The sequence below is a fragment of the Nitrosopumilus adriaticus genome (assembly GCF_000956175.1).
In the GTDB taxonomy this organism is placed as follows: domain Archaea; phylum Thermoproteota; class Nitrososphaeria; order Nitrososphaerales; family Nitrosopumilaceae; genus Nitrosopumilus; species Nitrosopumilus adriaticus.
In genome coordinates this window covers 979,422-997,516 of sequence record NZ_CP011070.1, presented here as the reverse complement: position 1 = coordinate 997,516, position 18,095 = coordinate 979,422, and the positions used below count along the sequence as shown (strand labels likewise).

29 protein-coding genes and 1 tRNA gene are annotated in these 18,095 nt (G+C 32.4%); 12 read left to right on the top strand and 18 right to left on the bottom strand.

Annotated features, from left to right (window positions below):
* Positions 1 to 966, bottom strand: a complete 966-nt coding sequence (locus NADRNF5_RS05825; RefSeq protein ID WP_048116182.1) for an LLM class flavin-dependent oxidoreductase — start codon at positions 964 to 966, stop codon at positions 1 to 3.
* Between the two features lie 101 nt (positions 967 to 1,067).
* On the opposite strand from NADRNF5_RS05825, the gene NADRNF5_RS11350 reads away from it, so the two are divergent.
* Positions 1,068 to 1,214, top strand: coding sequence for a hypothetical protein (locus NADRNF5_RS11350; protein ID WP_192828296.1), 147 nt, complete (start codon positions 1,068 to 1,070; stop codon positions 1,212 to 1,214).
* A gap of 13 nt (positions 1,215 to 1,227) precedes the next feature.
* Here the strand turns inward: NADRNF5_RS11350 and NADRNF5_RS05820 are convergent, their stop codons facing one another.
* The 4 genes from NADRNF5_RS05820 to NADRNF5_RS05805 form a co-directional block, all read right to left on the bottom strand.
* Positions 1,228 to 1,896, bottom strand: coding sequence for a nucleotidyltransferase family protein (locus tag NADRNF5_RS05820; protein ID WP_048116181.1), 669 nt, complete (start codon positions 1,894 to 1,896; stop codon positions 1,228 to 1,230).
* A gap of 36 nt (positions 1,897 to 1,932) precedes the next feature.
* Entirely contained in the window at positions 1,933 to 2,169 is a 237-nt protein-coding gene (locus NADRNF5_RS05815; protein ID WP_048116180.1) for a hypothetical protein, read from the bottom strand.
* Positions 2,170 to 2,310: 141 nt separating this feature from the next.
* Entirely contained in the window at positions 2,311 to 2,700 is a 390-nt protein-coding gene (locus NADRNF5_RS05810; RefSeq protein ID WP_048116179.1) for a hypothetical protein, read from the bottom strand.
* A 34-nt stretch (positions 2,701 to 2,734) separates the two neighbouring features.
* A complete protein-coding gene (locus tag NADRNF5_RS05805) occupies positions 2,735 to 3,877 on the bottom strand; it encodes a 5-(carboxyamino)imidazole ribonucleotide synthase (protein WP_048116178.1) in 1,143 nt (380 codons plus the stop codon).
* A gap of 108 nt (positions 3,878 to 3,985) precedes the next feature.
* Between NADRNF5_RS05805 and purE the strand changes: the two genes are divergently transcribed.
* On the top strand, positions 3,986 to 4,561 hold the full coding sequence (gene purE / locus NADRNF5_RS05800) for a 5-(carboxyamino)imidazole ribonucleotide mutase (RefSeq protein ID WP_048116177.1): 576 nt from the start codon (positions 3,986 to 3,988) through the stop codon (positions 4,559 to 4,561).
* A 2-nt stretch (positions 4,562 to 4,563) separates the two neighbouring features.
* Here purE and ilvA read toward each other — a convergent pair whose 3' ends face one another.
* Both ilvA and NADRNF5_RS05790 read right to left on the bottom strand, forming a co-directional pair.
* Complete coding sequence (ilvA, locus tag NADRNF5_RS05795; RefSeq protein ID WP_048116176.1) at positions 4,564 to 5,772, bottom strand: threonine ammonia-lyase; 1,209 nt, start codon at positions 5,770 to 5,772, stop codon at positions 4,564 to 4,566.
* Positions 5,773 to 5,950: 178 nt separating this feature from the next.
* The gene (locus NADRNF5_RS05790; RefSeq protein WP_048119196.1) at positions 5,951 to 6,787 is read right to left on the bottom strand and encodes a hypothetical protein; all 837 of its coding nucleotides are present in this window, start codon (positions 6,785 to 6,787) and stop codon (positions 5,951 to 5,953) included.
* 272 nt (positions 6,788 to 7,059) lie between these two features.
* On the opposite strand from NADRNF5_RS05790, the gene NADRNF5_RS05785 reads away from it, so the two are divergent.
* On the top strand, positions 7,060 to 7,860 hold the full coding sequence (locus tag NADRNF5_RS05785; RefSeq protein ID WP_048116175.1) for an adenylate/guanylate cyclase domain-containing protein: 801 nt from the start codon (positions 7,060 to 7,062) through the stop codon (positions 7,858 to 7,860).
* A gap of 16 nt (positions 7,861 to 7,876) precedes the next feature.
* On the opposite strand, the gene NADRNF5_RS11345 is transcribed toward NADRNF5_RS05785, so the two are convergent.
* The gene (locus NADRNF5_RS11345) at positions 7,877 to 8,023 is read right to left on the bottom strand and encodes a hypothetical protein (protein WP_192828295.1); all 147 of its coding nucleotides are present in this window, start codon (positions 8,021 to 8,023) and stop codon (positions 7,877 to 7,879) included.
* 137 nt (positions 8,024 to 8,160) lie between these two features.
* Between NADRNF5_RS11345 and NADRNF5_RS05780 the strand changes: the two genes are divergently transcribed.
* The 3 genes from NADRNF5_RS05780 (at position 8,161) to NADRNF5_RS05770 (ending at position 9,336) form a co-directional block, all read left to right on the top strand.
* Positions 8,161 to 8,538: a hypothetical protein gene (locus tag NADRNF5_RS05780; protein WP_048116174.1), complete on the top strand. Its 378-nt coding sequence runs from the start codon at positions 8,161 to 8,163 to the stop codon at positions 8,536 to 8,538.
* 64 nt (positions 8,539 to 8,602) lie between these two features.
* Positions 8,603 to 8,989 carry a hypothetical protein gene (locus NADRNF5_RS05775; protein ID WP_048116173.1) on the top strand — a complete coding sequence of 129 codons (387 nt, stop codon included), beginning with the start codon at positions 8,603 to 8,605 and terminating at the stop codon, positions 8,987 to 8,989.
* Between the two features lie 35 nt (positions 8,990 to 9,024).
* Positions 9,025 to 9,336, top strand: a complete 312-nt coding sequence (locus tag NADRNF5_RS05770; RefSeq protein ID WP_048116172.1) for a hypothetical protein — start codon at positions 9,025 to 9,027, stop codon at positions 9,334 to 9,336.
* 76 nt (positions 9,337 to 9,412) lie between these two features.
* Here the strand turns inward: NADRNF5_RS05770 and NADRNF5_RS05765 are convergent, their stop codons facing one another.
* Genes NADRNF5_RS05765 through NADRNF5_RS05750 form a run of 4 tightly spaced genes read right to left on the bottom strand, consistent with a single transcriptional unit; the run spans position 9,413 to position 10,646 of the window.
* Positions 9,413 to 9,826, bottom strand: coding sequence for a VOC family protein (locus tag NADRNF5_RS05765; protein ID WP_048116171.1), 414 nt, complete (start codon positions 9,824 to 9,826; stop codon positions 9,413 to 9,415).
* A gap of 34 nt (positions 9,827 to 9,860) precedes the next feature.
* The gene (locus tag NADRNF5_RS05760; protein ID WP_048116170.1) at positions 9,861 to 10,079 is read right to left on the bottom strand and encodes an Lrp/AsnC ligand binding domain-containing protein; all 219 of its coding nucleotides are present in this window, start codon (positions 10,077 to 10,079) and stop codon (positions 9,861 to 9,863) included.
* Positions 10,073 to 10,312, bottom strand: coding sequence for a hypothetical protein (locus tag NADRNF5_RS05755; protein ID WP_048116169.1), 240 nt, complete (start codon positions 10,310 to 10,312; stop codon positions 10,073 to 10,075). Before NADRNF5_RS05755 ends, NADRNF5_RS05760 begins: the two co-directional genes overlap by 7 nt.
* A 34-nt stretch (positions 10,313 to 10,346) precedes the next feature.
* Positions 10,347 to 10,646 carry a hypothetical protein gene (locus tag NADRNF5_RS05750; protein WP_048116168.1) on the bottom strand — a complete coding sequence of 100 codons (300 nt, stop codon included), beginning with the start codon at positions 10,644 to 10,646 and terminating at the stop codon, positions 10,347 to 10,349.
* A 350-nt stretch (positions 10,647 to 10,996) separates the two neighbouring features.
* On the opposite strand from NADRNF5_RS05750, the gene NADRNF5_RS10705 reads away from it, so the two are divergent.
* A complete protein-coding gene (locus NADRNF5_RS10705; RefSeq protein ID WP_052661891.1) occupies positions 10,997 to 11,599 on the top strand; it encodes a response regulator in 603 nt (200 codons plus the stop codon).
* Between the two features lie 390 nt (positions 11,600 to 11,989).
* Positions 11,990 to 13,027 (top strand): sensor histidine kinase, encoded by a 1,038-nt coding sequence (locus tag NADRNF5_RS05740; protein WP_237089212.1) that lies wholly within the window; start codon positions 11,990 to 11,992, stop codon positions 13,025 to 13,027.
* Between the two features lie 233 nt (positions 13,028 to 13,260).
* Here the strand turns inward: NADRNF5_RS05740 and NADRNF5_RS05730 are convergent, their stop codons facing one another.
* The 4 genes from NADRNF5_RS05730 to NADRNF5_RS05715 all read right to left on the bottom strand — a co-directional run bounded on the left by NADRNF5_RS05730 (position 13,261) and on the right by NADRNF5_RS05715 (position 14,495).
* Entirely contained in the window at positions 13,261 to 13,488 is a 228-nt protein-coding gene (locus NADRNF5_RS05730) for a hypothetical protein (RefSeq protein WP_048116166.1), read from the bottom strand.
* Positions 13,489 to 13,564: 76 nt separating this feature from the next.
* Positions 13,565 to 13,753: a hypothetical protein gene (locus tag NADRNF5_RS05725; protein WP_048116165.1), complete on the bottom strand. Its 189-nt coding sequence runs from the start codon at positions 13,751 to 13,753 to the stop codon at positions 13,565 to 13,567.
* 82 nt (positions 13,754 to 13,835) lie between these two features.
* Positions 13,836 to 13,909 (bottom strand) — tRNA-Phe (locus NADRNF5_RS05720).
* Positions 13,910 to 13,952: 43 nt separating this feature from the next.
* Positions 13,953 to 14,495 carry a cob(I)yrinic acid a,c-diamide adenosyltransferase gene (locus NADRNF5_RS05715; protein ID WP_237089211.1) on the bottom strand — a complete coding sequence of 181 codons (543 nt, stop codon included), beginning with the start codon at positions 14,493 to 14,495 and terminating at the stop codon, positions 13,953 to 13,955.
* 76 nt (positions 14,496 to 14,571) lie between these two features.
* Here NADRNF5_RS05715 and NADRNF5_RS05710 point away from each other — a divergent pair, with 76 nt between their 5' ends.
* Positions 14,572 to 15,105: an HD domain-containing protein gene (locus NADRNF5_RS05710; RefSeq protein ID WP_048116163.1), complete on the top strand. Its 534-nt coding sequence runs from the start codon at positions 14,572 to 14,574 to the stop codon at positions 15,103 to 15,105.
* Positions 15,106 to 15,111: 6 nt separating this feature from the next.
* Entirely contained in the window at positions 15,112 to 15,336 is a 225-nt protein-coding gene (locus NADRNF5_RS05705; protein ID WP_048119185.1) for a hypothetical protein, read from the top strand.
* On the opposite strand, the gene NADRNF5_RS05700 is transcribed toward NADRNF5_RS05705, so the two are convergent.
* Positions 15,333 to 15,584, bottom strand: a complete 252-nt coding sequence (locus NADRNF5_RS05700; RefSeq protein ID WP_237089210.1) for a hypothetical protein — start codon at positions 15,582 to 15,584, stop codon at positions 15,333 to 15,335. The two genes, NADRNF5_RS05705 and NADRNF5_RS05700, sit on opposite strands and share 4 nt — an antisense overlap.
* Positions 15,585 to 15,709: 125 nt before the next feature.
* Here NADRNF5_RS05700 and NADRNF5_RS05695 point away from each other — a divergent pair, with 125 nt between their 5' ends.
* Together NADRNF5_RS05695 and NADRNF5_RS05690 are read left to right on the top strand one after the other, a co-directional pair.
* Positions 15,710 to 16,057 (top strand): hypothetical protein, encoded by a 348-nt coding sequence (locus NADRNF5_RS05695; RefSeq protein WP_048116161.1) that lies wholly within the window; start codon positions 15,710 to 15,712, stop codon positions 16,055 to 16,057.
* A gap of 57 nt (positions 16,058 to 16,114) precedes the next feature.
* A complete protein-coding gene (locus tag NADRNF5_RS05690; protein ID WP_048116160.1) occupies positions 16,115 to 17,347 on the top strand; it encodes an ornithine cyclodeaminase, nickel-pincer nucleotide-dependent in 1,233 nt (410 codons plus the stop codon).
* On the opposite strand, the gene NADRNF5_RS05685 is transcribed toward NADRNF5_RS05690, so the two are convergent.
* Entirely contained in the window at positions 17,339 to 18,076 is a 738-nt protein-coding gene (locus NADRNF5_RS05685; RefSeq protein ID WP_048116159.1) for an RAD55 family ATPase, read from the bottom strand. The two genes, NADRNF5_RS05690 and NADRNF5_RS05685, sit on opposite strands and share 9 nt — an antisense overlap.
* Positions 18,077 to 18,095: the final 19 nt, after the last annotated feature.

The following is an 18,095-nucleotide window of genomic DNA, read 5'->3' as shown; positions in this document are numbered from 1 at the left end:
TTAATCATCCAGAAATGTCTTTTTGAATAAACCAAATGATTCTGATACATTGCCTATTGGATTGAATTGCATTATTGGCAAATCGATCCCAGAATTTCTAAAGTTTACAAGTTGTTTTTTACACTCTTCTGATGTTCCAGCAATTGCTAATGATTTTAGCATGGAATCCGTAATTAATTCATAATTTGTTTTAAAGCCTGATTTTTTATATTCATCATACACTGATTCTGTTTCATTTTTATATCCATTTTTTGCTAAAAAGTCTCGATATATTTTTCCTACAGAAACATAAAATGCCAATGTCTTTTTTGCTCGTTTAATTGCAACGTCAGAATCCTCTGAAACACTAGTGATTATTTGACATGTAACATCTATTTTTTTCTTTGATTGCATTTTTGAAATTGTATTTTTCATTTCATTAATTGGTCTTAAATAGAAAATTATGCCATCTCCAACATCCCATGCCAGATTCACCATTTTTTGATTTATGGCAGCAAGATAAATTGGAATTGATTTTCTCTTTGGATTTATTAGTAATGTAAAATTTTTCAGATTGAAAATTTCTCCTTTGTAATTTACTAATTTTCCAGATAAAACCAACCTAATAATTTCAACATACTCTTTCATTCTTTGTAACGGTGACTCAAATTTACTACCATGAAAATCTTCTATGATTGGTAAGCTACTTGTTCCTAATCCTAGAATTAATCTCCCTTCAGATAAAACATCCACTGTTGCTGCACCCATTGCAATAGTTGCAGGACTTCTGGAGTAGATGTTGATTATTGATGAACCTATTTTTTGTTTATTTGTTTTATTTGAAACTGCACTTAGCATTGAAAAATTCTCCATACCCCATGTTTCAGGCACCCATATAGCATCCACATTAGTTTTTGAGATGATCTCTGAGCATTCTAAAACATTGTTTATCGATAGCAATGAGCCTAAGCTACACCCAATACGCATGAAAATACTGTTGTGGATTGGATTATTCTGTGTATCTGTTTACAAATGAGTTAATTTTCATTGAGGTGGAGTATTATGAGAACAAATGATGATTCAAAGTATTGACTGAACAATCATTAATTGAAGAAACCACTAAAGATCCAACATTTTGGAATAATGCTACAAAATACGCATCTATGAGCAAAGATGAGCCCTTTGTTGAAGAAGTAGCATACATGATGGTGACCCTTCACAGAACAGGTGCTTAAAAAATTACTTTTTTTATTTAATTATTTTTTCTATCTCTAACGAGCACTCTTCCATGTCCTTGAATGAATCTATGGAATACCATTTGACATTTTTGAATTTGACCGTGTTGAGTTTTCCTTTTTTGGCATAATCTGGAAACACTGTTTTTTCAATATCTCCTTTACTGGGCAAGTCTTTTAGAATTTCTTTCTCAAGATGATATATGCCTGCATTCATCCATGAATCTGAAATTTCTTTCTTCTCACTGAATTTAGTTATTTTACCATCATCTGTTTCTAATATGCCAAAATTAGTTCGTAGTTCAATTGATGCAATTGCATTTGATTTTTTTTTCAGTTTATTCAAATCGATGTTTGTTATAGTGTCTCCATTAATTACAAAGAAAGATTTTTCATTGATCATTTTGCCCGCTTTTTTAATAGCTCCGCCCGTACCTAAGGGTGATTTTTCAACTGAAAAATTAATCTTCATTCCTATTTTTTTCACATTAAGATGATTTTTGATTGTTTCTTGTTTGTAACCTGTGCAGATAATTATTTCATCTATTCCAAATTTTTTTAGATATTTAATTTGCCATTCAATAATTGGGATATTTTTTAATGGAACCAGGGGTTTAGGGACATAATCTGTTATTGGTCGTAATCTTTTTCCACGTCCACCTGCTAAGATTATTGCTTTCAATATAATTGGCTTATTTTTCGAGTATATGAAAATTCTCTATTCCTGTTTTTTAATTTCATCCTTTTTTACAATCTCTTCCATTTTCATTGCAAACTCATTGTAAATTTTTTCAAGATCTTTTAGGGGCATATCAATTCCCAGCATTTTCATTGTTTTCTTCCATGATTCAATGTATTTCTCATCATCCAAACCTTTTCCAAGTGTTTCTGCAATGGAGTGCACGCCTTCTGTTTTACCTAATGCGTATATTGCAATTTCTCTGTCGGTTGGCATCGTTTCAATCCTTTTCTGTTAGATAGTAGTGTAATTCAGTATAACACTCTACACAATATTCTTCATAATCTGTATGATCACAATCATATACTTTTTTGACATCATTTTCACATTTGGCACATGTTGGCATGGTATTTTCAGTTAGGATTTTGAAATCTTGATTCCACCTAAAGCCAATTGGATTGCTGCAGGAATAAACATCATTGCCATTGATGCAATTGGATCTCTGTCTGAAGATTCAGCTGCAGGTGCAGGGTTTACTAAAACTACAATACCTCCAATAACGATTAAGATACCTGAGATAATTATCATAATACCTAATCCCTTTGATGGTTCCGTTCTAGAAATGAAAAATGCAATTATTGGCAATACTAATGCAGGTCCTCCAAGACCCATTCCTCTCTGCATGTGATCTAATGGTAAAAATCCATGATCACTATCTGTTGACATTGCAACTGCTACATCTGCAGCATAAAGTACAAGCAACCCTATTGCAATTCCAGTAAGGATTAATGAAGCAGTTAGTGCCATATAGAAATTTTTTCTTCACAATTAATAAACTTAGTCAGATTGATTGTACTGCTGCCCTGTCTTTGAGCGTCTCAAGTTTTTTAATTAATTCATCGATGGATTCACCTTTTCTTCCAACCAGATTAAAATGACCTAGCTTTCTAAGAGGTTTTGAAATTTTCTTACCGTACATTTTCAAAAACAAATTATCCTCTGAAATTTCAAGTGGCTTGTATTCTCCCTGAAATTCTTTAGATCCTAGAATATTGTACATGATGGTGTTGTAAAGTAATTTGGTGCCACCTAACTCTAATCCCAAAATTGCCCTAAGATGCTGTTCAAATTGAGATGTTTCACTAGATTGTAAAGTGTGGTGTCCTGAATTATGTACACGTGGTGCTATCTCATTAATTATGACATCATCATTTGTTGTTACAAACATTTCAATTCCAAATATGCCTGCACCTTTTAAGACAGTCATTGTTTTTTCAGCTATTTGCTCTGCTTTTTTTGAAATGTTTTCAGAAACTCTAGCTGGAGCAATTGTTTCTCTCAAAATACTTGTTTCGTGGATGTTTTCAACTAATGGGTATGTCTTAATTTGCCCCTTGGTATTTCTTGATGCGATTACTGAAACTTCCATCTTAAATGATACAAATTTTTCCAAGAGCAGTGACTGTCCTTTGAAATAATCATATGCTGGCTCTATATCTTCTTCCGAATTGATTTTATAATTTCCCCTTCCATCATACGCATCACGACGTGCTTTTAGCATTGCAGGGAATCCAAATTTTTTTAATCCTGCTTTTACATCATCGATATTTTTTATCTCAAGAAAATCAGGAACTGGAATATTGTTTTTTAATAAAAATGACTTTTGCAAGAATTTATCTTGAATAATTTTTAATGTTTCAGGTGATGGATTTATTTCCGCTTTATTCTCAACAGATTTTAAGACATCACTGTCTCCTGATTCAATTTCATAAGTTATGATATCTGATTTATTAGCTAAATCAATTATGGCGTTTTTATCTTTAAAATCAGCTATGATCTGCTCTGCGCCTACTTGTGATGCGGGACAATTCTTTGTAGGATCCAACACAATAATTTTTGATATGTATTCAGGCATTTTTTTTGCAGCCTCGGTGATCATCATTCCAAGTTGCCCTCCCCCAATAATTCCCAGAACTTTTGCCATTACAACACCATCAAGTATCGATTAAAAATAGGTAATGTTGATTTGAACAACTTTGTTGGATTTTTTCTAATAGTTATAGATAATTAGTCTCATGTTTTTTCTATTATTATGACATATTCCAAAAAACCATTAGTTGGAATAATCATGGGATCTAGTTCTGATAGTAGGGTTATGCAAGGTGCATCTGAAATATTAGATCAATTTAAAATCAAACATGAAGATCAAATTGTTTCGGCACATCGAACACCTTCTAGATTAGCAGAATATGCACAGCATGCAGAAAAAATGGGATTTAGTGTAATTATTGCAGGTGCTGGCGGTGCTGCACATTTACCCGGCATGATTGCATCACATACGGTAATACCCGTAATAGGAGTTCCAATACTAGTCTATAACGACAAGCATCCGAAAAAAAATGATTCATCAAAATTTTCAGCATTTGGAGGATTAGATTCATTGTTATCAATCACTGAGATGCCATCAGGTTCTCCAGTGGTGGCTGTTGGAATAAACAAAGCAGGAAATGCCGGAATTTATGCAATGAAAATTCTTGCAAATGAATTCCCAGAGCTAAAAAAGAAGCTAAAACAGCACAAATCAACACAGCATAATTCTGTAATTAAAGAATCAGAGCAATTAAAGAAAGAGGGCCTTTCTAAATTTGCCAAAAAGAAATTCAAATAATACTAGGTCATTAATTTGAATTGGATATTTTTCCTCTTCAGTGACTCAATTAGCAAATCAGCTTGTTTCTGACCCTGTGTTTCTAAACTTAGAGTTACCCCTGCAGAACCTGCATTGATATGTGAACTAAGTCTATCATGGACAACCTCTACAATATTTGCATTTGCAAGTGTTATTTCATCTACAATTTCTTTGAAAGCTCCGGGTCTATCTGGAAGTAATATGGATAATTTCAGTAATCTACCCATTGCTGCAAGACCTTTGTCTACGATTTGTCCTAAAAGGTACATGTCAACATTTCCTCCTGCCAAAACTGCAACAACTTTTTTTCCTGGAGATGGTTTTTTTGAAATAAGATGTGCCAAGCTTACTGCTCCTGCCGGCTCTACAACAAATTTCATACGTTCCATCAATAGAAACATTGCTTTGGTAATCTCAGTGTCATCAACTAGAACAATTTCATCAATTAATTCTTTGATTATTCCAAATGTTAATTGTCCCGGAACTTTAACGGAAATACCATCAGCAATAGTACGTGCTCCTCCACTTGATGTGATAGAACCTTGTTTTAACGAATCATACATTGAAGGAAATGATCTTGATTGAACACCTACTACCTTAATGTCTGGATTTTTTTCTTTTATTGCAATAAGTGTTCCCGCAGCTAATCCCCCACCACCTATTGGAACATACACTTCATCTACATCTGGCAAATCTTCAAGAATTTCTAATCCAATTACTCCTTGTGCTGCAATTATTTGTGGATCATCAAAAGCATGTATCATTGTTGCCTTAGTTTCACTTGCAATCTCATGAGCTTTAGCAGAAGATTCGTCATAGTTTATTCCTTCAAGGATAACTTTTGCACCATATCCTTTTGTCGCTGCTACTTTTGCAGGTGATGCATTTTTTGGCATAACAATTGTGCATGGTATTTTTTCCAAGGATGATGCAAATGCAACACCCTGTGCATGGTTTCCTGCGGATGCAGCAACAACCCCGTATTTTTTTTCTTCATCTGAAAGTGATTGAATTTTGTAATATGCTCCTCGAATTTTAAATGAACCTGTTTTTTGTCTAAATTCCGCTTTTAGAAAAACATCTGAATCTGTCAATTCACTAAATGTACTTGAATGAATTAGAGGGGTCTTTCTAATTTCATTACCTCGTAATGAATTTGCCTTTACAATTTCATCATATGATGGATTCATTGGAAATGTTGCTAATGAAACGCCGTATTTGACTTCTTCTATAGAAAAATTACAATTTTAGTCAAATTTAATGCTGAAATTTGCAGGAATGCCTAAATAGTTCTAAATTTGTGTTCAAATCATATCAAGGGATCGGAACTCCCCTTTGAGAAAATTCTCATTTTCCGGTTCCTTGATCTTAATTTAAAACACTTTCAAATTCATCTAATCGTTTCAAAATCTTTTCTTTTACAGAGTTTGACATTTTTCTAGGATCAAACAACCCTTCCTTCATGTCATTTTTTACAAATTCCAAATCTATTGTACATAAACAACCTTCTTCACCTGACACTAATCTTGCATCATCAATCATCACAGGACTTGTCTGATATGTTTCAACTAAAAGAGAATCTAATTCATTAAACAGTTTTGTCTTTTTTTCAGATAGTTTTTTAAAATCAACTCCTGCATCTTTTTCAATTTCTGCATAGACTTTTTCTCTAAACTCGTCATTTTCATAAAATACTTCAAATAATTTTTGATGATCAAAATCTTTGTATCCCATTTCTTTTAATTTATTCAATACAAATTGATCACTGTTGTCTGATAGCTCTTGCTCTTTGTTTTTAGTCAAATCTACAATCTCAGCTAATTCTTTTTGAGAATCAATAACTCTTTGGTCTGGTTTGTAATACAGCAAAACATGAAATTGCAATGATATGTGTCCTGAGATCAAATAACTGCCTTCCATAATCTCAAATTTTGTAAATATTCTTCTTAAATCCTCATTATTTGAAATTGATACATCATGTACAGACCATTCTTTGAGTGAATCATTAATTTTTTGAAAAAAATCAGTAACAAGTTTTGGATCAAAAGTTTTTTGTTCCGTAATTGTAGAATCTCCCAGCATTACTTTTGTGTCGATCATTTTAGTTAGATTAGAGATCTTTTCAAGGCATTTTTTTTGAATTACTTCATTTTTTTGATTTAGTAATTGGATGAAATCATTGGGGGATCGTGTTCCTAAACGCACAAAAATAAACAAAATATTGCTCTCCTTAAACCTTCATTTGAGAATCATCGTAAATAGGCAGATTTTCTGCTTGAAATAACATCTTTGTATGTAATTTTTCATTCATCAACTCTAAATATCCAAAATTGGTATTTTAGGCATGGATAAGATCCCCTTTCAATGCATTCATTGTAAGAAAGAAATTGCCAAATATTATGATGCCACCTATAAGGGCATTAGAGGCAAATGCATTTTCTGTAAGATCGATTTTCCATTAGAGTGAGGATATCCAGATGACTGAAAAACACGATGAAAATCAACAATCCAATTTGACTTCTGAAAATAGGGATGTGGTAGATATGCTTCTAAGCAAAAACAAAGATAGTGTAGTTGATTTTGAAACAATGATTTTAGAAACTCAAAAACGTGTTTGGGGATCTCTCAAAAAGGGATATGAGTATTCTGGAATGGCAGATGAATCTGAGAAATTTCTAAGAAAAAATGTATTTTTGAAATTAGATATGGTTGTTTTGTATGTGGATTTAGTTGGTTCAACAACTATGACATTAGAAATGCCTGCTGAAAAAATTGCCATCATCGTTAGTTCATTTTCTCAAGAGATGGCATCAGTAATCAGACAACATCAAGGTTATGTATTAAAATTTGTAGGGGATGCAGTGATTGGGTATTTCGTTGCAGAAGGTAATTCCTTATTGGCAGCAGACAATGCTGTAAACTGCGCAAAATCAATGATATCTGTAATTCAAAAAGGAATTAATCCAATTCTAAATCAATATGATTATCCTGATTTGATGGTAAAGATTGGAATAGATTTTGGTCAAAACATTGTTGTAAGGTATGGTGCAGATGCAGAAAACTCTCATGTTGATTTAATGGGACCTGCTATGAATATTGCAGCAAAGATTCAAGGAATGGCAAAACCAAATCAGATTTTAATTGGAAGTGATGTATATCAAAAATTGCACCCTACATCCCAAAAACAATTTCTTGAAATCGTTTGGAGAAATAATGAGTGGAGGTTTAGATCCAGATTGACTGGAGAAATTTACAAAGTATATGAACTAAAGGGCTAACATTTTTTTAATAATCTTAAACGGTGAATTTGTCAGGGCATTCAACATGCTCATAATGATGTTCGGTAAATTTTTCTTGAACAACATAAATTACAATTTTATGAAGATCTTTCTCTTTGATGTCTTTTTTACATTTTAGACATGTCTTATTCGAATCAATCATACGTAATTGCGATCAAAATACCGAATCTATAAGGATCAGCGATCAGCTCAATTTGAGCAAAAACGCCCGAGGTTTTACAAAACAGTATATCAAACGCCTAAAGTAATGCAGAAATATGGCAAATTCAAGCAATTTGTGTGGATGATATAGCAATAAAACACTTGCAAGACCTTTACGGATTAAATCCAAACATTCCTCACATGGCATTTCAATTCCCTCGATTGCCTCCAGGCATTGCAAACCCAATGTTCAAAATTCACCAAAATCCTATGAAAGAACAATTTCTAAAGAATGCAGGTACAATTAACCAAAAACTTCAGGGATTCCAACAATTCTATCAGCAACATGCTGCTGGATTACTAACAATGAGTTCTGGAATTATTCCACCAGGACACCCACTATACACTAGACAGAATTCTATAGAAACACTTCAAAATGAAAATGATAAATTATTAAAAGAAAATTTGGAATTAAAGAAAAAATTGGATAAAGAATCAAAACCTAAAAATCATTAAAATAAAATTTTCAGTTCTGAATTTCAGTAAGAATCCTTATTAGTTTCGTTAATCAAATCGCTTTATGGTTAAAACTCCTGCTGACAAATGGAAAGATACTGTAATAAAATATAGAAAACAATGTCAAAGTATTCTGAAAATATCTAATAGCGTCAGATATGCGGGAGTTGTTAATGCATATGGCAGAACATTAACAGGTATGGTTAAACCCAATCTCAAACCACTACTAAAATCTGAACAAGTAAAGAATGAATTCTTCATAATTTCTACATTAATGTCTTTAAGAAAAGAAACTGTAAGCACAGTTGGAAAACTAGAACATGTGATTTTACAACATCAAAAAGTTACAATTGTAATATTACAAAAAAATAATGTAACATTTTATGTTTCTATTGACAGAAAAGAAAAAGGTTTAGAGAAAATTATCGCATCTATTAAAAAAGTAATCTAGTTGTTTTTTGTTAAGAATTGGAATTTTGAATTATTATGAATAAATATTTAGGAGATTACAACATAGCAAAATCATCCTCCAATAACATGGGAAACATTTTGTGGACAAAGAAAAATCCTGAAAAATTAAAAAATAAAAAACCTCATTCAGATAAAAAATCATCTCCAACCAACATCATTTATGGTGACTACAAACAGAAATCACATCTAAAGAAAGTTTTCATAATCAATCAGGAGGAACTCCCTGAAAAATTAAAAAATAAAAACATCCCTGCAGATAAAAAATTCCAAAAATCGTCTGCAGATAATTGTAATATTAAACAAGGTTTTAAAAGACCAGGGCGATAATATTAAAAAATTAATTCAAACAGGAAATTTTTGAAAAATAAAAGATTCAGATTAATCTTTGTCTGAAAAAGATAATCTAAGATGGTGTAAATCCGTGGTATCCGCCAGTTTGTTGTTCTTTATCTGCAAAGTTTGGCTCAAACAATGAGATAAGATAGTCATCAGGATCTAAAATTACTGCATTTTTTCCTGCTTCACGTTCAACAATATCGCGATGAATTCTAACTCCTTTTTCTTTTAATTCATCAATTGCTGATTGAACATCGCCTACAAGAAATCCTATTGTAATTCCATTATCGATGGAACTTCCAACATGCTGTGCAGTCAATGATGCTGGATGCAAGCTCAACATGGCTCCAGTAGTACCTAAATCAACCCAAGATCTTCTTTGATTTTTGATTGGTAGTCCTATTAGTTCATGATAGAACTGTATGGATTTGTCTATGTCTTTTACAGCCAATATGACATTTCCCACTTTTTTGATATTCACAGTTAGTCTATCTCAAAGTTGTTTAAATCCATTGTCATTGAACTTCCACCATGGTTTCAGTCCTCTCAACACCGCTAATTTTTTGAATAACTGTGGCCACTTCTTTTATCTCGCTAAGTTCTTGAACATCAACTATGGCGACGGCATCAAATTGACCGCTTGTTGGAAATGAATCAGATATTGATGTGATTTTTCTTAGTCTGGCAGCAATGAGTTTTTTGGGAGATTTTACTAAAATTATTGCTCTCACCATCCTAAATTCACCTCCACCTCGATTAGGGTCTCAGTAGTAACGATATCTTTTATTTTTTTAAAATCAATTACCATTCCATTAATTTCATCAATATTTCCTTGTAAAAGTACACTAATGTCTGCTCTTCCTGTAACAACCATAATTTGCTTTACAATCTTTCTTTTTTTCTTTAATATGGCTACTACCGAATCAACCTTTCCGGGTTTGACTGTTATCAGGCATAAAGCACGCATACATAGTATACATCAAAGGATCGGATAAAGATTCCTAGTCAAAGGCTTCTTGAGATCTTGCTTCCTCGAGATATGCCCTTCTTTCTTCATTAACCTTCTCTTGATCAATTTCTATATCATCATCGACAATAACAATACCCATGTCGCCGATTGGTTCATCTTTTGGTTTTTTACCCTTCGATTTTGTAGTTTTTGCTTTTGATTTTGTAGTTTTTGCTTTTGATTTTGTAGTTTTTGCAGTCTTGGGGGTTTTTGTTTTAACTTTTGCTTTAGATTTTGGTTTAGCAGTAGTTTTTTTTGCTGTTGCTTTTTTTGCTGCTTTTTTTTCAGCCATGAATGTCGAAAAACAAGAGTTTGCCTTGTTTTTAAAGATTTTGTATGATTAAATTTATTTCAAAAATTCATGCATTGTTATTTTTATGGTTTTTCAGTGCCGTTCATTTCAAGATGATGAAAATCATCATTAGAATTTAAAAAAATGTCTTGGGGCCTGTTAAGATAATTTTTCTATTTCCAAACCGTTAGATCTGTTGTTGGTCCAGTCATTCCGCATCCCAAATTTCTGGCTGATAAAAGGAAACACCCAGATTGAACGATACTAAAGTAATTCAGACGGGTAATTGTTTGTAAAAAATTACAAACAATTTGTTTTACCAAATTTATTTGAAAATAAAGATAAGTAAATTGGCTGAATTACGTTATTGTAAAATTCTCATAGTTGATGATTCAAGAGCATTTAGAGAGAAAATCAGGTATGTTCTCAATGATGCCGAAATCGGGTATTACTATTATGAAGCAGTTGATGGAAGAGATGGTGTTTCTCAATATGTCAATTACGAGCCAGATATCGTAATAATGGACATTATGATGCCAAATGTTGACGGAATAAAAGCCATTAAGACAATCATAAATTATGATCCTAATGCACGCATCATAGTTGCATCAACAAGAGAAAACAAAGAATTAGTAGAAGATGCAATCAACGGGGGAGCAAAAGACTTTATTATAAAACCATTTCAACCGGGAGCTATTGTAATGGCAGTTACAAAGCAATTTGTATCAAAAAATAATCAGGCAAAAAAAGAATGTAAATTCAAAGAGCCGCTACCAACAATACACATAGACAAACCTCTATTATACAAAGGAACATATCATGGACATGTTGTTAACATTGATAAATCAGGTAGATTTGAATTAAGTGCCAATACTGATCAGAAAACAAAAGAACTTTTGAAGAAAGCAGTAGACATTCAAGAGATGGGCAAACATTATGAAATAATACTCTAGTGTTTTCAAAAGAATTTTTTCTGTAATTATCTAAACATAAATAAATTTCAAAATGTTAAATAAATTAATAATAAAATTCAGAAAATAAAAATAATGCATTCATCGTGCTTGAATCTTGAATGATGTCTTTAATGACCTATGAGTTGTTATTGTATTTTTAATATTTTAAAAAAATAAAGATTACAACTATAAATTTGAATTAGGCATATCTTATTTTCTATGTAATAATAGATGATTTTGGATAAGTTTTCAATCATTTTCTCACCATATTATCATATTATGCTATTAAAATAGTGAATAGATGTATTGACCATATCATCAGTGTTTGTATAATTTGAACATCTGACTCCTCATATTTGAAATTAGATATACAAAATCATGAGAAAATTTATGCATAGGGAAAATTCCGAAAATGACCCTATGAATGCACCCCAGAAGACAGTGTTCTTCAAAAGGTCAAAACCAGCCGAAATTAGCCATCAAAAGACTATTCAATCGAAAGATAAAGTAAAGAAAAGTGATTTTTCGGATGTAGAACAATCAAATGAAACACAGATTGAACTAACTTCTATAGATGATGAAGAACTAGATGAGACGGGCAAAAAATTGATTGTTATTAATCAACAAATTGAACAAGCAAAAAAATCACATCAAATTACAAAACAAAAATTAACTATCAAAGCACAATCACTCAAAAAAGCAAAATCAACACTTACCAAAACTCAAAAACAACTTGATGAAACTTTTTCCAAAGAATTCAATAAATTTGAAGAAAATAGGCTTGAAATGATTGGAAAACTTTCTTCAAAAATGGCACATGATATTAGAAATCCGTTAACCATCTTACAATCTCAAATCGAATTGATGAAGGTAAAACAAAAAAACCATGAAGATCTTGTTTTAACAAATTCAATACTGAATATGGAGGAAGCCATTTCCAACATTACAAACCAAATCACGGATGTGCTGAGCTTTATCAGAACACCTGAACTTAGAATAATTGCCTGCGATTTGCAAGAAATCATTAAAAATTCTATCAATGAAGTAAAATTCCCTACCGGGATTAAATTAAATTCATCACTCAAACCTTGTGTTCTTCGATGCGACATGGTAAAAATTAGAGGCATCATTACAAACATTACACAAAATGCTGTTCAGGCAATTGGCGTTAAAGGAGAAGTAGGTGAAGTAAATATCACCCTTGATGAATATGCAGATTTTGCAATAATCAAAATTACTGATTCAGGACCTGGAATTCCTGAGAAAAATCTTGAAGAAATTTTTGAACCAATGTTTACCACAAAGGATTCAGGTACTGGTTTGGGATTGGCCACATGTAGACAATTTTTAGAAATGCATCACGGCTCAATTGAAGTAACTAACAACCCAACTACATTTACCATCAAAATACCCAAAAATGGTTTATGATGGTGTAGAATTGGACAATAAAGAAATTTCCTTATTTTTTCTTTTTCAAACGATCATAATTTGATATGCATTTGCTACAAAGATAGGCAGGATTGCTTAGGAGATTAATACTAGCTTGTAGGTTTTCCTTTGATTTACAGCACATACAAAATTTTTCTTTTATTACTTTCTTTTCCCTCATCATATGTTCATAATGTTTATGAAAATAAGCATGTTGTCTGTTCTCAAAAAAATCATAGTCTAAGATTCTTTTCTTCAATTTTTTTGATTTCTTTTTCTATTTTTTGAATATTTTTATTCCAAATACCAATGTATTTTTCTATTTTCTCAATTTCTTTTTTAGAGTCAGAATCGGAATTTATCAAAGAATCTCTTTTTTCTAAATGTTGATTAAGTCTTTTTTTAGAATCGTCTAATTTTTTGTATTGAAATTCCAAGACTTTTTTTGTGATAAAATTCATAGATGCTCAACTAATGTTCTTCATATCAGAATATTGAACTTAAGCATATTGTCTGTTCTCAAGAGCATGAGTGCTACTAACTATCAAAACCTACTGTTCTCATACCCACACAAGGCTTTTTCCCCTTACTCCAGCATTTGCAAGAACAGGAAACAGCTTTTCCACTTTCCAAATCCTTGACAACTTTATGAAAAATCCCTTCCCTAACTTTTGATTCAATTATTATTGTCTCATATTTGTCAGGTTTTTCTTCATTATCTGTCATGACTGTAATCTGATAATTCTAAACTTAAGCATATTGGAGTTTAGGATCTAATTCTATGCTTTGAATATTACAAAAAGGTCAATGCCAGGGGCGAGATTTGAACGCGCGACAGCCCGGTCTTCAGCCGAGTGCTCTCCCAGGCTGAGCTACCCTGGCACTTAGAAAAATGCAATCAGTTGAGGAATTAAAGTTTGTCTTTTTAGATCTTCCAGAGAATGTCATCTCTATTTTTTCTTTTATTGATTAAACGACTAACCACAAAAAGAAAGTCAGATAATCTATTTAGATAGATAATACAGTTTGAATTGATTTCATTTTTTTCACTCAATTGGACTACGTGTGTTTCTGCCCTTCTAACAATAGTTCTTACATAATGCAGTTGAGAAGCTGCGATATCTCCTCCCGGCAAGATAAAATTTGTCAAAGGCGGTAACTCTGATTCAAATTTGTCAATAGTTGATTCTAAATTTTGAATCATTTCCAATGAAACTCTGTTTTTTATGTCATTTAGATTGGGATTTGAAAGATCAGCTCCTACCAAAAATAACTCATTTTGGACTAATGTCAAAATATTAGCTATATCTTCATCTAATGAATTTGTTAAGACAATACCCAATGCGGCATTGGCTTCATCGACTGTCCCATATGCAATAATTCTAGGATGTGATTTGGATATTCGCAAATTACCTTGAACGCCAGTGTTGCCGTCATCTCCTGTTTTCGTATATATTTTCAACAACATTTCATGTCGGGATTAACTATTATGTTATTCGAAAAATATGAAAATTCATTAGTAGAATCTTAATTAATAAAAATCAATGATATTAGATTTTTTAAAAAACGCTGCAAATCTAAAAAATGTTTCAAGACAAGGATGGATAGATAAACTATCTATGGAAAACCCCGAATCCGTTGCAGATCATTCGTATTCTATGGCAGTAATGGGTATGGTAGTTTCGGACATGAACGATTACAATTCAGAAAAAATTCTCAAGATGATATTAATTCATGATTTGGCTGAATCACAAATCGGAGATTTTACTCCCAATCAATTAAACAAAGAAAAAAAGAAAGAATTGGAAAATGATGCATTTACCAAAATAATTCAAGACTTGCCTGAAAATATTAAAACAAAATATTCTGAAATTTGGAGGGAGTATCAAGAACATATTTCACCCGAATCAAAACTGGTACATCAAATTGATAAATTGGAGATGGCGCTACAAGCTAAGACATATGAAAAGAAAGGTCATTCAACAGAAAAATTAGAATCGTTTTTTGAATCAGCAAAAAAAGATCTTGATGATGAAAAATTAAAAGAATTATTTACACAGATCATTAATGATAATTAATTGAAAATGTCTGAACGAAGTAAAGATGAATTAATTGAGGCTCAAAAACAAGTGATAGGGGTATTATTTGAAGTAATTAAAAGATTGCAAGCAAACAATGATCTTGATGAAGAATATTTTAAGATAATTTCAGAAGATACAAAAAATGAAACTCGCCTAAAAGAAATAATGAGCGAAAGAACAGAAAACGCAAAGATTGTAGGAAGACTATTAGAACAATTAGAAATTTAATTTCCGCAACCACAATCATCATCAGAAATTATTCTCAGATGTGCAGTTTGTTGATACTTGTCTTGGACGTAACTGGATAAATTGACTATTCTGATTCTGGATTCTCTGCTAGTCCAACTACCTTCATTTTCAAACCAAAATTCAATTTCATCTATATCATAACGTTCATTGTTTTCAACAAGGTTTTGAAAAAGTGATTTAATTTCATCTATGTCGGATTCTGTTAGTTTTGTTTTATCTTCAACCATAGTTGTAATCTCATTTAATTTTATGATCACATTATTAGTCAAAGGCATACTGTCAGAAAAGATAGGATTCTATAACTATCTTTTGAAGAGACATTGTTTTTATAACAAATCAATAATTTGAGAACATGCAATATTTTCAGGCCCTAAAATTAGGACAAAAACGAGTGGCTGAAGCAAGAGAGTATCTCAATAAATTGACAGATGGACGTGCAATGCCTGCATTGGCTTTATCAGATACAAAATCCAATGTGTGGCAACCTGTAGGGGAAGAAAATTTGTATGCGTTTGTAGATGAATCAGCAGGATTTGTATTGACTGATAATAGCGGATACATACTAGCCTTGGTAGACAAAACAGGTGCTTCCAAAACCATCGTGCAAGGAGTTACGCAGCAACAAAAAGAAAAATTAGAAAAAGCATTCAAAGAGGATAACATATCTAAATTTGAGGGCAAAGTAATTCTTCCCGTTTAGTCATCAGCCTTAAGAAAAAACGTAACCTTTAGTTATCATAATGTGGAGTGAAATAAAATGAGTAAATTTTCTCAAGAAATCCAAGTTAGCGGTCATTTGATTGATTCGTCCATTCTAACTAAGATCTTTGATAAAATTATGGATCTTCATGGAGAATTCCAAGTAGAGGAAATCAATATTGGTAAAAGAAAAAAAGATCAATCTTTTGCAAGATTACTTGTTAAAGGAAAAAATCAGAAGCACCTAGATGAAATTTTGGAAACTGTGTATAGAGAGGGTGCAGTTTCAAAAATACAACAAGAAATCACACTAAAAAAATCACCAAAAAACTATGTCATGCCAGATAATTTTTACAGTACTACAAACAATCACACTCAAGTTTTCTATAAAAACAAGTGGATTCAGGTAGAAAATATGATGATGGACAAGTGCATCGTTGTAAAACAAAACAGGGCGTTTTGTGTACCTGTAAGAGATGTTAAAAAGGGAGACCAGATCATTGTTGGTGAAAAAGGAATTAAAATCACACCTCCTGAGCGACCAAGAGAAGGAGTTAATGTTTTTGAATTTATGGGAAGTTCAAGCTCCAGTGAACGTCCAACACAGCATATTGCAAAACAGGTTGCAGATGACATATACAATACCAAAAAGAACGGGGGTAAGATTGTCATCGTTGGTGGGCCTGCAATTGTACATACTGGTGCAGATGATGCAGTTTCAGAATTGATTAGAGCAGGGTATATTGATGGCGTTTTAGCTGGAAACGCACTTGCAGTTCATGATATCGAGTATGCCACATTAGGAACATCATTGGGCATGAATGTTCATAATGCAACACTAGCATATCATGGTCATAGAAACCACATGGATACAATCAATGCAGTTTTCAAAGCGGGTTCTATTGCAAATATGGTCAAATCCAAAAAACTCAAGAAAGGAATAATGTACGAGTGTATAAAAAATAAAATTCCATTTGTTTTAGCAGGATCAATTCGTGATGATGGGCCTTTACCTGACGTCATTACAGATGTGGCTCAAGCGCAAAGAGAATACAAAAAAATTGTAAAAGATGCAAGCATGGTGATAATGATTTCAACAATGCTTCACTCTATCGCAACAGGCAATATGCTTCCAGCAAATGTCAAAGTTATTGTAGTGGATATCAATCAACCAACAGTTACAAAACTTATGGACAGAGGAACATGGCAAGCTTTAGGAATTGTTTCAGATGTTGGAGCATTTTTGCCATTAGTTGCAGCTCAGCTTAGAAAAAAGAAATCATTAAGGTAAAAGTCTAGGATGGAGTAAATGCATTCCATCCGAATTAAATTCGACAGGATGTATTTGCTCACTATGCTTTACTCCTCGCATTTTTGTAACCTGAATTGTCCTCTCCATTGTATCTCCTGATCTGCTATGTCGAAGTTGAATGATGCCAGAAGTCACAAACCATTCTAATGGAATCTCATTATGTTCAGAATTTTCAGATAGAATTAAACTGGTGACGCCAAAGTTTTCTAATGCTTGAACCATTGCTTGCAATCCTTGTCTCATACTAAATTTATCTGAATATTGCAAGGACAAAATTGTTACAGAGTCAATTACCACTCTTTTAGCATCAATTCTTTTAATGCTACTGAGAATTAATTTAGTTAAATGCTCAAAAGGCAATTGCTCTCCCCTGTAAAGTGAATCATCTTTTCCAATCAATTCATCTTTAATTTTAAATGGTCTTGCATCAACCATCAAAATTTTATCCTCAGTTATCAAATTGTCAAAATCCCATCCAAAGGATATGCAGTCATTTTTGATCTCTGGGATGTTTTGAGATAATGTAACATAAACTCCCGACTCATCAAAATCTCTTGCACCCGAGTAGAGGTATTGCAACCCAAAGGTAGTCTTTCCACTTCCTGGAGGGCCTGTAACAGTAACAGAACGTCCTGCTTTCATTCCTCCTGAAATTATAGTATCTAATCCTGGAATTCCAGTCTTTACTTTTGAGTAAGTAGATTCCATATCTATAATGAAAAAGAAG